The following is a 13,251-nucleotide window of genomic DNA, read 5'->3' as shown; positions in this document are numbered from 1 at the left end:
CGCGTCGCATGCGCTCTCGTCCGCGCCCATTCCTCCACTCAGGACCAGCCGTCCGGGCGGGGCACCGGAACCATGCGTCTCGATACCGCTCGGCCTCGTGGTGAGCGATGAGAAGCCTGTCGGATCTCTGACTTTGCGGGCCTTCGTCGGCCGGTACCGTCCACCGGATCCCAAAACAGCTGAATAGGTGGGAGTGACCGTCATGGCGGCGGGACGAGGCCAGTAGAGCGAACCTGGAGACCAATTGAGCGGCCACTCCACTCGATCATTCAGTGTCACGCGGCTCCTGCGCTCGTTGGCCGGGGCGCGCGAGGACATCCTCACCCTGGTGCCCAGCGAGCGGATCCGGTACACGAGCCTCGGGTCCGTGGTGCTGATCACGAGTACTTTTGCGACGCTGTCCCTCGGCTTGGCTCTCTACTACTCCTTCGGCTATTTCAACTGGTCGATTCCGTTCATCGCGCTGCTCTGGGGAGCCCTGATCCTCAGCCTGGACCGGTGGTTGGCTACGGCCTCCGCCGTCAGCGCCGTGCGGCAGGCGATTTCGAGGACCCTGAGCAGGCTCGCGTTGGCGGTCCTGCTCGGAGTCATCCTGGCTGAGCCGTTGCTCCTGGGCATCTTCCACACCGCCATCGAGGAACATGTCGCGAGATCGAGGCAGGAGTCCGTCCTACGGCTCGAAAGCGAGCTGCGGGCCTGCAATGGATTCGTAACCGACGGGACGCCGCTCGCTCCCGACTCCCCGGCGTGTGAAGGGCGGCGGCTGGAATCGTTCGGCCCGGTGCTGGGAAAGCTCGATAATCTATCGCGAACCAGACGGGAGGCCGCGACGCTCCAGGCGGAGATCAAGTTCATCTCCTCCGAGTCCAGTCGCCTCCAACAGGACGCGGTCAAGGAATGCACCGGGAAAGCGGGCGAGAGCGCTAGCGGCAGGCCGGGCCAAGGGCCGAGTTGCAGGCTCAAGCGCCAGATCGCGGATCGCTACGCCAGAGACATCGGCCTCTCCGACAAGCAGGACCAGCTACGGAAGCTGAACGACTCGACCTCCGCCCTCCGCGAGGAATCGGGGCAGTTCCTGGCCCGTGCCTCCGAGAATGTCGAGGGGGAGATCGAGACAGAGGTCGCCAGGGCACGCCAGAGCCAGGGCAAGGTCGGCATTATGGAGCGCCTGAAGGCCCTGGGCGAGCTGACCGCCGAGGGGGGATACGTAGCTGCCGCTGAGTGGACCCTCCGCCTGACGATCATCCTGATCGAGATGCTTCCCGCCTTGATGAGGATCCTGATGGGCGTCACGGGCCACGATCGCGTCGTCCGAATGCTCGAAAAGGAGAACATCGACTCGCTGGCGGCCGATCGAGCGACTGTCGCAAGGGACCTGTTCAGGGCGTTGGAAGAGCGTCAGCAGGACTTTACGTCCGAGATTTCCGGCCGGCCGGAGGTGCGAGGATGACGGAGACCACCAGGCGGGACGGGACGGGGACGGATGGCTGGAGCACTGGCGACGACTCGGTCGGTGCGCCTTTCGACTTCGCCGGGGGCACCAGGGACCTGCATGAGGCGCTGCGGCAGATCCAGGAGGAACTGACCGGTGGCGACACCCCGCTCGACTTCGGTCGGCAGGGCGCGGCCGAACTCCTCAAGACGAACACCCGCCTGATCAGGGAGATCGGGATTCGGGCCATCCGGATCGCCCGCCTGCGAGGCCTGGAGACCGTCTCCAAGATTCATATCGATGTCGCTACGAAGGAGCTGATCCGCACCGACGGCGACACCCGGCGCACATCGGCCCTGGCCTTCGGCGGTGCATTCCTCGGGGCTGGCATACAGGAACTGATCACCTTCTGCTTCACCCCGGCTTCCCCCAAGGGCCGGGTCCTCGTCATGATGACCTGCCTGGTTGTGGGCGCGGGCCTGCTCGTCTACGGCTTGGATCTCCGACGCAAGAACTGACCCGCCCCTTCGCGCCCGTCAGCGAGCCGGTCTGATCTTTCGGACGTAGGTGGCTAATGTCGCGGAGTGAGTCGGTCCATCCCCGATTTCGTCAGGCCGACTAAACCATGCTTATCTGATCTTGGCTTGAGCTTTCCAGTGTGGGAGCGCCAAGCTGGAAGTAGGACGGGCCGGTGTTCAGCGAAGCGCCGCGATGATCTGACCCACGCTGGTGGACGGATTGCTCTTCGGGGGCGGGTCGAGCCGATCCGCCCGCCGGAGGGCATCCTCGATTCGGTTGCGGAACCTGTCGAAGTTGAGCGCGGTCTTGTCCCAGTCGGGGTCGTGCTTCCGTAGCAGGTCGCGTGCTTTTTTGGCGTTCTCCACGTATCTGGTGCAATTTTCATAGTGAAGCAGCAGCCACACCTCGAAGCAGGGGTTGGACCAGGCCAGTTTCACATCGGCGGCGACGGCTTCACGGGTCGCTGGTGTGGTCAGGTAGTGATCCACGTCGCAGACGGCCCACGCCTCGTCAAAGTCGTCGCGCTGGCGGCGGCGCGCGGCACCCCGTACCAGGTCGACCGGCGAGCCGCGTTCGAGTACGACGACGACCCGGGAGCGCACCCACGGTTCCTGTTTGAGCCCGTCGAAGTAGTCCACTTCCGTGGACTTGCCGTTCGTGGCGATGAGCACCGTTGTCCGCTGCTCCCGGGTCGCTGGGCGTCGCCGGAGATCGGTCTCGCGGCCATGGCCGGAACGTAGCGGACCGGACGCTCGCCGGTCACTCTGCCGCGGCGTCATCCGAGCCTCCACGGGTGGCAAGGGCCTGTTCGAACAGGTGGGTGGACAGGTCGGGAACCGCGCCATAGTTGCCGTTCAAGTAGCGGCGCTGGCGATTCTCGCCCTCCTTGCGTGGCTTGAAGTCGGTCAACGGATACAGCGAGGAGGCACCCCCGTCGTCCTTCTCCACGAACCAGATTTCGTCACGGCGCAGGATCTCCTCAGTGTCGAGGGTGCCGAGTAGCGCGGCGTCGTGGCTGGTGAAGATGAGCTGACTGCCCAATGGGTTGGCCTTCGGGCTGCGGAACAGGCTGATCAGCTTCGCGGTCAGGATCGGATGTAGGCTGGCGTCGATCTCGTCGACCAGCATCGTGGCTCCGGTCCGGAGCATCTCGGCAGCGTGCAGACCGAGGGCGAGGAGCCGGCGGGTGCCGGTCGACTGGTCATGAAGGTCGAGCAAGGCCGCGCGGTGGGGGCCTTGGTGTGCGAACTGGATCCGGGGTGGGCGCAGGGCTGCCGCTCCGGCGGCTCTCAGCCGGCTCAGCATTCCCTGCGCGTTCGGGTCCGAGAGGGCTTCCCTGTCGCTCGGGTCTGGTCTGATCAGTACGTCGATGATGCCCACATCGGCGGCCTGCAACAGGTCGACGATGACCCGCCGCATTTCCTCGATGTCCGTCCAGCCGGTGTGGACCGCAGCGGACAATCCGAACTCGGTGCCGGTGCCTTGACCGGTTAGGTAGAACCAGCGATAGGTGTCGTGCAGCGGCTGCGGGTTCGCCGGATCGGACGCTGGACGGCTGTGGCCGAAGCGAGCGACGGTGCTGAGGAACAGGGCGGCCGGCGCGGTGATGCCCGCGATCTGCTCCAAGTCATTGTGCCGGCCAGACTCTTCGCCCCAACTGAAGTCGTCCCCGTCGCGCTCGAACACGCGCCTCTTGCGCCCCACCGGGTAGTGGTAGAGCCACTCCTCCAACACCCGCTCGTCGTCGATCGTGAAGCCGTAGGTGTGTCGGACCCCGCCGAGCAGAAGATCCACGACGAATTGCGACGGCTGCGCGGCGACCGCCGGGTCCAGCCGGAAGGGCTCCCGGGACAGGCCCACGCCGGGTTCGACTGCCCGGTCGGACTGCACGGCCATCTGCCGCATGAAGGCCAACGCGCCCAGGCAGTTCGACTTGCCCGACGCGTTCGCCCCGAAGACGCCGATGACCTGGACGGCCTGCGAGGCCGGCTCGCCGGCCTCGGTCCCGTCGCCGTAGACAGGCGTGAGGTTGAGCTGTTGCTCGTCGCGGAACGAGCGGTGGTTGGCAAAGCGAAAACTCAGCAGCATCGACCGTGTGTCCCTAGGTGATGAGCGGCTACAAGCTCATTCCTGCGAGTAAACCACGAAGGGGCGGCTGAGAGCCCTGCGGAAGCAGCAGTGCCCCCGGCGGGTCCGCCGGGGGCACTCAAGCGATCTTGGTGTACGCCGTCAGCGGCGGATCGCCCCGACGAAGGTGGTCCAGGTGGCCGTCGGGAAGGCGAGCGCCCGGCCGTCCGGGTCCTTGCTGTCGCGTACGGCGACGATGCCGGGCAGGTTGTCGGCCACCTCGACGCAGTCGCCGCCGTTGCTGCCGCTGCGGGTGCTCTTACGCCAGCGTGCGCCGGTCATGTCAACCACGATCGACCTCCTTGGTGATTTCCCGTACATCAAGTTGGGCACCTTGCGGTTTCGCCGGGGCCCTGGGTGTCGCTGCGTTGCGTCGTCAGCCGTCCATTGCGCCGGTGAAGACCGTCCAGGCGGCGGGGGTGAAGCTGAGGACCGGCCCCGCCGGGTCCTTGCTGTCGCGTACGACGACGACGCCGGGCAGGTTGTCGGCTACCTCGACGCACTCACCGCCGTTGCCGGCACTGCGGGTGCTCTTGCGCCAGCACGCGCCCGTCAAGTCAACCACGATGAACCTCCCCGATGATCTTGTTAATGAGTTGAATCGATTGTCCCTCATCGAGGGTGAGCGCGAGCAGACTCGACCACACCTTCTCGTAGGCCGCGAACTCGCACGGCCGGTCGAGGTAGAGAGCGCCGGTGATCGACTCGCTGTAGATCACGGACGGGTCGGGGGTGCTTCGGTTGCCGAGCGGGAAGTCGAGCAGGGCGAACTCGCCGGCCACGGTGCCGTGGTGCGGGCCGGCGGCGAGTGGCAGGACCCGAATCGAGACGTTCGACTGGCCGTTGACCTCCAGCAGGTGCCGGAGTTGCTCGGCCATGGTCGTCGAGTGGCCGACCGGCCGGAGTAACACGGACTCGCAGAGCACCACCTGCACCTGCGGTGCCCGGGGCAGGCGGCGGGTCAGCAGCGACTGCCGTTGTAGGCGAAGCTCGACGGCCCGTTCGCGTTCGTCCTCGCTCAGGTCCGGCTGATCGATCCGGTAGATGCCCAGCGCGTAGTCCCGGGTCTGAAGAATGCCCGGCACGAGACTGTTCTTGTAGAAGCGCAACTGTGACGCGGCGGATTCGAGGCCGACGTATAACTCGAACCAGTCGGGGATGGCGTCGCCATAGGTGTGCCACCAGCCCTTCGCCCTCGTCTCGCTGGCCAGGGCGAGGAGCGCGCGGGTCAGGTCGCCCTTCGTCCGGTACAGCTCGCACATGGCCCGGACGTCCACGCTGCGCGCCGAGCCGAGCCCGCTCTCGATCCGCCACACCTTCTGCCTGCTGCACTCCAGCGCCTCGGCGGCGGCGTCGAGGGTTATCCCCGCCTCGTTGCGCAGGTCACGCAGCGCCCTGCCGAGCCTGCGTCGGGGCACCGTCGATCCCATGTCCTCGGCCATCCGGCCTCCTTCCCGGTTCCGTTTTGCAACATCTCGACGCCCGTCCTGAAACACGGGAATGTTGCAGACAATTGGCTGAACAGTGTGAGGCAACCTTCGTTGTGATAGCGCTTCCGACCTTACAAGATGGCTCTGACAAAGGCGATTACCGAGAAATTCCTACGGTTCACCAATTGCTGATTCGGTCAGCCGTCCGAGAGGAAGTGGGTCTGTCGTGCGCGCGTTTTCTCGTCAACCGTGTTCGGTCGGGTCGGTGAATTCGGCGCTCGGCCGGTGAGCCCGCGCTGGGTGGCGCACCTGCCGTTCACCGCCGCCGACCTGCCCGCCGCCCGCCGGTTCGCCGGGGCGCTGGCCCGGTCGGTGACCTTCCTGCCCGACGTGGACGCCGGGGAGACGACCGTCTCCGCCGAGGACGACCAGGGCGTACGCCATCGGGTCTTTTGCGACTTGCCGCTGCCGGACCGTACGCGCTGCGTGCGCCGCACCGACCACGACGGGCCCTGCACGGGTCGGCGGCCCCGGTGACCGGCGCGCCCACCGTCGCCTGCCCCGACTGCGACGGCGCGACCTTCCGTCTCGACCCCTGCCGCTGCACCCGCTACGGCAATCGGTTCCTGGCCGACGACGGCCCGCCCGGCGACGCGGAGCCGCGCCGGGAGCCGTACCGGAAGTGCGAGCTGTGCCGGGGCGTCGGGACCGTCGCAGTCGCCTGCCTGCGCTGCGGCCGGCGCGGTCGCCGCCGCACGCAGCTCGTGCTGACCGTGGCCAACCTGGACACGGGCGCGGTCGCGTCCCACCTGGTCGCGCCCGGCGCCCTCGACCCCCGTCCGGACCCGGCGGGTGACTGGGTGGCCGACCTGACTCCCCGGGTACGCGAGCTGGCCGCCGCGACCGGCGTCGCCGCCACCGTCGACCCGCTGACCGTACGGCTGCCGCCGGCCTGGCGGCCCGACCTGCCGGCGGACGAGCAGCACGAGCTGGAGGGTCGGGCCGTCGCCGAGGCCGCCCGGCCGGCGTGGCGGGTGCTGGTGGGCCGGTCGAGCCCACCGCCCCCGGTCGACCCGGCAGCCCGGCTGGCCCGACTCTGCGCGCTGGCCGACCTGCTGCTGCTCGACCTGGTCGTCGAGGCCCGCCGGCACGGCGACGCCCTTCGCTGGGACATCCGGTACGAGGTGCCCGGCTCGCCCGTGCCCACCGGGCCGACGGAGCCCCACGCGGACCTGTCGGCAGCCCTGGCCGCCACCGACATGGCCGGCGCGCTGGCCGGGCTCAATGAGCGAGGCCGCAGCGCCCCCGCCCGGATGCTCCGCCCCGACCTTCCCCGCCCCCTTCACCCGACGGCGACCGACGTGGCCGGGATCGCGCGTCGGGTCCATGCCGACTGCGCAGGCCCGGAGGATGGCGACGGGCTGCCCGGTGCGCAGGCCGTCTGGCGGGACGGCTGCTGGTGGCACACCGGCCTGGGCCACGGCGAGGCGGTCGAGACCCTGGTGGGGCAGCCCACCGGCCAGGTCGTTCGCCGGGTACGGGTGCCGCTGCGCCGGCTCGCCGAGCCGCCCGACCCACCCTGGCTCGGCGAGCCGGTGCCGTGGCGACCCTGCCCGGACTGCCGCCCGTCCGGGCTGGCCTGCGTCACCTGTGGCGGCACCCGCCGCCTCCACCGGACGGTGCTGGTGACCATCACCGACCTGCGGCACCGGGTGGTGCACCTGGCCTGGCACACGGGAGCGCCGGATGCGGCGACGCTGGCCGGTAACAGGTCGGGCGGGCGGGCGGCGGTGCGGCTGTCCGGCCGCTACCGGCTGGGCGCGTGGGCGACCGGCTTCGGGGTACGCCCGGAGGACCTCACCGAGGCCGACGGCGGCCACGAGATCCCGCCGGACGTGCGCGAGGGCTACGTCACCCTGCCCTGGGCGGGCGCGGACCCGGTGGGGGAGCAGGTGGCCGTCGTCCGCCCCGGGCTGCCCGCCGCGCGCCTCCTGGTGGCCGCGGTACGTCCCGACGCGCCCCCGCTGGCCGAGCTGCTCCGGCTCGCCCATGGCCTTGACCTGGCCCTGGTGGTGGGCGTGCTCGACCTGCGGGGGCACTCGGCCGACCCGCTGCGGGCGCACGGGCTGCTCTGGTCGGTCGACCTGCGATCCCTGGCCGCCCCGGTCTGCCCCGACGACCTGCCGTGCCGGCCCAGCCTGGAGGCGGCCTTGGCGGACTGCCTGGACGGCCTCGACGCGGCCCTCCCCGAGACCGTCCCGGCCGACCCGGAGATGGCGGTCCCGCTGCCGCAGTCGGCTCCCCGCCCGGTGCCGGCCGACCCGGTGCCGGCCCTGCTGCGGGTGGCATCCCGCAACGCCGGGCGGGCGGTCACCGTCCGGTTCACCCGAGCCGGATGCGCCCTCCACCACCACGACGACGAGGGAATCCGCCTTGTCACCACAGGACTCGACCTGCGGATCCCCGATTGACGGCTCTGTCCGCCCCCGATGCCCGCCCGGCACCGATCCTCGGGAAGGATCTACCAAGATCGGGTGGCCGTCGTGCCGGAAGGCCGGCCCGCCGACGCCGTACCACCGAGGGGGAACCATGATCGCGGAGCACGTGCGGGACGCGTCGGCCACAGCAGTCGTGTTCGGCTTCTTCGCGTCGAGCTGGTTCGGCTGGGCCCAGGAGGCGCCGCCCAGAAGTTGGCGTCCGGTGCTCGGCGTCGGATCGGTGCTCTCGCTGCTCACCCTCGTCGCCGGCGGAATTCTCACCTGGCGTCGCTGGTCCGAGCCGACGGCCTTCGACGCCGACACCAGCCGCACCTTCGGCCTGGTCGTCGGCATCGAGTTCGGCGTCGCGGCCCTCGGTGCCGGGCTGCTCGCCCTGCGGGGCCGCCGGGAGCTGATCCCCGTCTGGGTCGCCCTCGTGGTGGGGGTGCACCTGTTCCCGGTCGCGGCGCTGCTCGACTATCCGCTGATCCACGTGGTCGCCGCCCTGGTGACGGCGGCGGCGCTGGCGGCGGTTCCGGTCGCCCGGGCCCGCGCCGTGCCGGTGAGCGCGGCGGTCGGGATCGGCGCGGGCGGGGTGCTGCTCGCCGCTGCGGTGTCGTCGCTCGTCATCGCCCTGGTCGGGTACTGAGCGTCGCTCGTGGACGGAGTCGGGGAGCCCCGGCCGGACGGGCGAGCGCGGCGTCGGGGAGGCCCCTGCCGGGCACGGGAGTGACGGCAGGGGCCCCGCGCCTACTCCGGCACCCGGCGGTACGCGCCGTCGCTGGCCGAGGTGGCCATCGAGGCGTACGCGCGCAGCGCCGCCGACACCGGCCGCTGCCGGTCGATCGGCGTGAACGGCTTGTCGCGCTTCTCCTGCGCGACGCGGCGGGCCTCCAGCACGTCGTCCGGCACGTTCAGCTCGATCGACCGGGCCGGGATGTCGATGACGATCTCGTCGCCGGGCTCGACCAGGGCGATCAGGCCGCCGGAGGCCGCCTCGGGGGAGGCGTGCCCGATGGACAGCCCCGAGGTGCCGCCGGAGAACCGGCCGTCGGTGAGCAGCGCGCAGGCCTTGCCCAGCCCCCGGCCCTTGAGGAACGAGGTGGGGTAGAGCATCTCCTGCATGCCGGGGCCGCCCTTCGGGCCCTCGTACCGGATGACCAGCACGTCCCCGGCCACGATCTCCTTGGCCAGGATCGCCGTCACGGCGTCGTCCTGGGACTCGTACACCTTTGCCGGGCCGCGGAAGGTCAGGCACTCGTCGGGCACCCCGGCGGTCTTCACCACGCAGCCCTCCGGGGCGAGGTTGCCGTGCAGGATGGCCAGCCCGCCGTCGGCGCTGTAGGCGTGGGCGAGGTCCCGCACGCAGCCGCCGGCCGCGTCGGTGTCCAGCGTGGACCAGCGGTTGGTGGTGGAGAACGGCTCGGTGGTGCGCACCCCGCCGGGGGCGGCGTGGAACAGCTCGACCGCCTCGGGGGTGGCCGAACCGCCCCGCACGTCCCAGTCGGCGAGCCACCGCGCAAGGCTGGGGGAGTGCACGGCGTGCACGTCCCGGTGCAGCAGGCCGGCTCGGTCCAGCTCGCCGAGCAGGGCCGGGATGCCGCCGGCCCGGTGCACGTCCTCCATGTGGTACTGCGGCGAGTTCGGGGCGACCTTGGCCAGGCACGGGACCCGACGGGAGATCGCGTCGATGTCGGCCACCGAGAACTCCATCTCGGCCTCCCGGGCGGCGGCGAGCAGGTGCAGGATCGTGTTGGTCGACCCGCCCATCGCCACGTCCAGGGCGACCGCGTTCTCGAACGCGGCCCGGTCGGCGACCCGCCGGGGCAGCACCGAGGCGTCGTCGCCGTCGTACCAGCGCTTGGCGATCTCCACGACGGTGCGGCCGGCCTCGACGAAGAGCGACCGGCGTGCGGCGTGGGTGGCCAGCGTCGAGCCGTTGCCGGGCAGGGCCAGGCCGATCGCCTCGGTGAGGCAGTTCATCGAGTTCGCGGTGAACATGCCGGAGCAGGAGCCGCACGTCGGGCAGGCCGACCGCTCGATCTCGCCGAGCTGGTCGTCGGTGACCGCGTTGTTGGACGAGGCGACCATCGCGTCGATCAGGTCGATCTTGGAGTGCACGATCCCCTCGATCGCCGTCGTCTTGCCGGCCTCCATCGGGCCGCCGGAGACGAAGACGGTGGGGATGTTCAGCCGCAGCGCGGCCAGCAGCATGCCGGGGGTGATCTTGTCGCAGTTCGAGATGCAGACCAGGGCGTCCGCGCAGTGCGCGTTGACCATGTACTCCACCGCGTCGGCGATCAGCTCCCGGCTGGGCAGGGAGTAGAGCATCCCGCCGTGACCCATGGCGATGCCGTCGTCGACCGCGATGGTGTTGAACTCCCGGCCCACCCCGCCGGCCTCGGTCACCGCGTCGGCGACGAGACCGCCCATGTCCTTGAGATGCACGTGGCCGGGCACGAACTGGGTGAAACTGTTGGCGATGGCGACGATCGGCTTGCCGAAGTCGTCGTCGGTCATCCCGGTGGCCCGCCACAGGGCCCGGGCGCCGGCCATCGTCCGGCCGTGCGTGGAGGTCTTCGACCGCAGCTCAGGCATGCGTACCAGTCTTGCACCGTCGGCCGGGGCGCTCCCAGGGGTGCCGCGCCGTGTCCCAACAGTTGCGCACCCGGCCCCCCACGCCGAGCGGGCATCCGGCACAGTTGAGGACGTGCGCTTCCCCCCGGGCATGATCGCTGTGGCGGTGCTGAGCGGCCTCGTGGCCGCCGGCGCCACCGCGCTGCTGGTCGTCCTCGCCCGCCGGGCGGGGCGGGGGCCCGGGCAGGCCGTCGCGCTGGTCGCCGCCGCCGGGGCGTTCGCGCTGTTCAGCCTGCTGATCGGGTGGGTGGTGCCGCTCGTCGGCGGCGCGCACCTGGCCGGTCAGCAGGGTCTGCGCGTCGGCTGGGCCACCCTGGTCTCCGTCGACACCGCGGTGAGCGCGTTCGCCTTCGGCGCGGGCCTGCTCCGGCTGACCGGCGCGGGGCCCACCCGGGCGGCGACGGCCCGGCTGGTGCTCGACGGCCTGATCATGGCGACCGCGCTCTGGTTCGTCGGCTGGGTGCTCCTCTCCGAGCCGACCCGGCTGCTCGCCACCGCCGTCCCGGCGGCCTGCGCGCCGATCCTGCTGGCCAGCGTCAGCGTGACGCTCATCGCCGGGCTCACCCTGATCGTGCTCATGCGGGCCGCCGCGCCCCGCCGCCGGCTGGTCTGGCTCGGCGCCGGGATCACGGCGGTCACCTGCGGCGGGCTGGGCATCGCCGGCGGGCTCTGCCAGGCCGTGCCCGGCATGCTGCTGGCCGGCACGGTCCTGCTCGCGGCCGGGCTGCTGACCGCCGCGCTGGCCGTGCACCGGGCCGTGCACCGGGCCGCCCCGCCCGGGCAGCTCGACGTCGACCTGATCCGCCGGGACGGCGCGTACGCCTTCGTCCCGATGGGCGCGATGGCCGCCTCCGCGATGTACCACCTGCTCCAGGGCGGCCGGTTCGACGCGCTGGGCATCGTCGCCGGCAGCGTCGAGGGGTTCGCGCTGGTGGCCCGGCAGTACCTCGCCCTGCACGACGTGCGCCGGTACGCGAGCCGGCTCGCCGAGCGCGAGGCGCACTTCCGGGAGCTGGCCCACACCGACCCGCTGACCGGCCTGGCCAACCGGCGGGGGCTGCTGCGTGCCCTGCAGGACAGCACCGCTTCCGGCGTCCCGTGCGTGCTGCTCGGCCTGGACCTGGACGGCTTCAAGAACGTCAACGACATGCGCGGGCACGACGTGGGCGACGAGGTGCTGGCCGAGGTGGGTCGGCGGTTGCGCGGCAACCTGCGCCCCGGCGACCTGGCCGCCCGGCTGGGCGGCGACGAGTTCGCGGTGCTCATGCCCGGCCGCCCGCCCGACGCCAACCGGGTCGCCAAGCGGCTGCTCGGGCTGCTCGGCAGCCCGTACGAGCAGCCGGGCGGGCCGGTCTTCCTCTCGGTCAGCATCGGGGTGGCCGGGCAGCCCGACGAGCCGGACACCGAGCTGCTGCTGCGCCACGCCGACCTGGCCCTGCGCTACGCCAAGCAGCGCGGCAAGAACCGGATCGAGCACTACGACGCCACCTACGACGAGCTGCTGCGTCGCCGCACGACGCTGGAGCACGAGCTGCGCGGCGCGATCGAGCGCGACGAGCTGCGTCTGGTGTTCCAGCCGGTGGCGTCGCTGCCGTCGGTGCGCCCGGTGGGCGCGGAGGCGCTCCTGCGCTGGCACCACCCGGAGCTGGGCAACGTCCGTCCGGACGAGTTCATCCCGCTGGCCGAGGAGTGCGGGATGATCGCCAAGCTCGGGGCGTGGGTGCTGCACCAGGCGTGCCACCAGCTCTCCCGCTGGCTGGCCGACGGGCACGACGTGTGGGTCTCGGTGAACGTCTCCCCCCGGGAGCTGCACGCCCCCGAGTACGTGGTCCAGGTCGCCGAGGCGCTGCGCGCCCACCACGTGCCGCCGCAGCGGCTGGTGCTGGAGGTCACCGAGCACGCCGTCGCGACCGACCTCGACGAACTCGTCCGGCGGCTGACCGCGCTGCGGCGCACCGGCGTCCGGATCGCCCTGGACGACTTCGGCGCCGGGTACTCGTCGCTCGGGCAGCTGCGCCGGCTGCCGATCGACATCCTCAAGATCGACCACAGCCTGGTCGCCGAGCACGAGCCGGTCCGTCCCGTGGGCACCGACGGCCCGGCCTTCGCCCCGATGGTCGACATCGTCATGCGGCTGGGCCACCAGCTCGGGATGGAGGTGATCGCCGAGGGGGTGACCACCCCCACCGAGCTGGCCGCGGTGGTCGCCGCCGGTTGCCGGTGGGGCCAGGGCGCGCTCTTCGGCTGGGGGGTGCCGGGCGAGCACCTGGAGGCGATGCTGGAGGCCGCCACGTCCGGCGGGGCGCGTCACGCCCCGGTGTCGGCGCCGCCCGCCGGGCACCCCGCCGCCGTGCCGGCCCTGCCCGCGGCGGCGCGTCCGCGGCGGCTGCCGACGATGCCCGCCCAACGCCCCGACGGGGGCGCGTCCGCGCAGCTGGGGGCGGTCGGAGCCGGTGTGCCGGAGAGCACGTCACCGACGCCCGTGAACCAAAATGTGGGATCAGTTGACTCATCGCGTGAGATGCGGCAGGCTTGACCGCATGCCGTCGACCTCTCCGCGAGTACTTACCTGAGCGCACTCTCCGTCATCGAGAGTGCGCTGGCCCCGTGCATCTGCACGAGGGCCGTT

General features: G+C 71.2%; 12 protein-coding genes. 6 read left to right on the top strand and 6 right to left on the bottom strand.

What is annotated here, in order from left to right; genetic code table 11:
* Positions 1–244: 244 nt before the first annotated feature.
* Together OG559_RS04885 and OG559_RS04880 are read left to right on the top strand one after the other, a co-directional pair.
* A complete protein-coding gene (locus OG559_RS04885; RefSeq protein ID WP_405112882.1) occupies positions 245–1,450 on the top strand; it encodes a DUF4407 domain-containing protein in 1,206 nt (401 codons plus the stop codon).
* Positions 1,447–1,950: a hypothetical protein gene (locus OG559_RS04880; protein ID WP_405112880.1), complete on the top strand. Its 504-nt coding sequence runs from the start codon at positions 1,447–1,449 to the stop codon at positions 1,948–1,950. Before OG559_RS04885 ends, OG559_RS04880 begins: the two co-directional genes overlap by 4 nt.
* A gap of 177 nt (positions 1,951–2,127) precedes the next feature.
* Here the strand turns inward: OG559_RS04880 and OG559_RS04875 are convergent, their stop codons facing one another.
* The 5 genes from OG559_RS04875 to OG559_RS04855 form a co-directional block, all read right to left on the bottom strand.
* Positions 2,128–2,622, bottom strand: coding sequence for an RloB family protein (locus OG559_RS04875; protein ID WP_405112878.1), 495 nt, complete (start codon positions 2,620–2,622; stop codon positions 2,128–2,130).
* A gap of 88 nt (positions 2,623–2,710) precedes the next feature.
* Positions 2,711–4,039, bottom strand: coding sequence for an ATP/GTP-binding protein (locus tag OG559_RS04870; protein ID WP_405112876.1), 1,329 nt, complete (start codon positions 4,037–4,039; stop codon positions 2,711–2,713).
* Positions 4,040–4,180: 141 nt separating this feature from the next.
* Positions 4,181–4,360, bottom strand: a complete 180-nt coding sequence (locus OG559_RS04865; RefSeq protein ID WP_405116391.1) for a DUF397 domain-containing protein — start codon at positions 4,358–4,360, stop codon at positions 4,181–4,183.
* A gap of 94 nt (positions 4,361–4,454) precedes the next feature.
* Entirely contained in the window at positions 4,455–4,643 is a 189-nt protein-coding gene (locus OG559_RS04860) for a DUF397 domain-containing protein (protein WP_405112874.1), read from the bottom strand.
* Positions 4,636–5,520, bottom strand: coding sequence for a helix-turn-helix domain-containing protein (locus OG559_RS04855; protein WP_405112872.1), 885 nt, complete (start codon positions 5,518–5,520; stop codon positions 4,636–4,638). Before OG559_RS04855 ends, OG559_RS04860 begins: the two co-directional genes overlap by 8 nt.
* Before the next feature lie 273 nt (positions 5,521–5,793).
* Here OG559_RS04855 and OG559_RS04850 point away from each other — a divergent pair, with 273 nt between their 5' ends.
* From OG559_RS04850 to OG559_RS04840, 3 genes are all read left to right on the top strand, one after another.
* Complete coding sequence (locus OG559_RS04850) at positions 5,794–6,045, top strand: hypothetical protein (protein ID WP_396676289.1); 252 nt, start codon at positions 5,794–5,796, stop codon at positions 6,043–6,045.
* Positions 6,042–7,979, top strand: coding sequence for a hypothetical protein (locus OG559_RS04845; RefSeq protein ID WP_405112870.1), 1,938 nt, complete (start codon positions 6,042–6,044; stop codon positions 7,977–7,979). Before OG559_RS04850 ends, OG559_RS04845 begins: the two co-directional genes overlap by 4 nt.
* A 118-nt stretch (positions 7,980–8,097) precedes the next feature.
* Positions 8,098–8,634, top strand: coding sequence for a hypothetical protein (locus tag OG559_RS04840; RefSeq protein WP_405112868.1), 537 nt, complete (start codon positions 8,098–8,100; stop codon positions 8,632–8,634).
* A gap of 101 nt (positions 8,635–8,735) precedes the next feature.
* Here the strand turns inward: OG559_RS04840 and ilvD are convergent, their stop codons facing one another.
* On the bottom strand, positions 8,736–10,583 hold the full coding sequence (gene ilvD / locus OG559_RS04835) for a dihydroxy-acid dehydratase (RefSeq protein ID WP_405112866.1): 1,848 nt from the start codon (positions 10,581–10,583) through the stop codon (positions 8,736–8,738).
* Positions 10,584–10,695: 112 nt separating this feature from the next.
* Here ilvD and OG559_RS04830 point away from each other — a divergent pair, with 112 nt between their 5' ends.
* Positions 10,696–13,158: a putative bifunctional diguanylate cyclase/phosphodiesterase gene (locus tag OG559_RS04830; RefSeq protein WP_405112864.1), complete on the top strand. Its 2,463-nt coding sequence runs from the start codon at positions 10,696–10,698 to the stop codon at positions 13,156–13,158.
* The last annotated feature ends 93 nt before the right edge of the window (positions 13,159–13,251 follow it).

Source organism: Micromonospora sp. NBC_01405, from assembly GCF_045040155.1.
Taxonomy (GTDB): domain Bacteria; phylum Actinomycetota; class Actinomycetes; order Mycobacteriales; family Micromonosporaceae; genus Micromonospora.
This window is presented reverse-complemented; position numbering and strand designations above follow the sequence as displayed.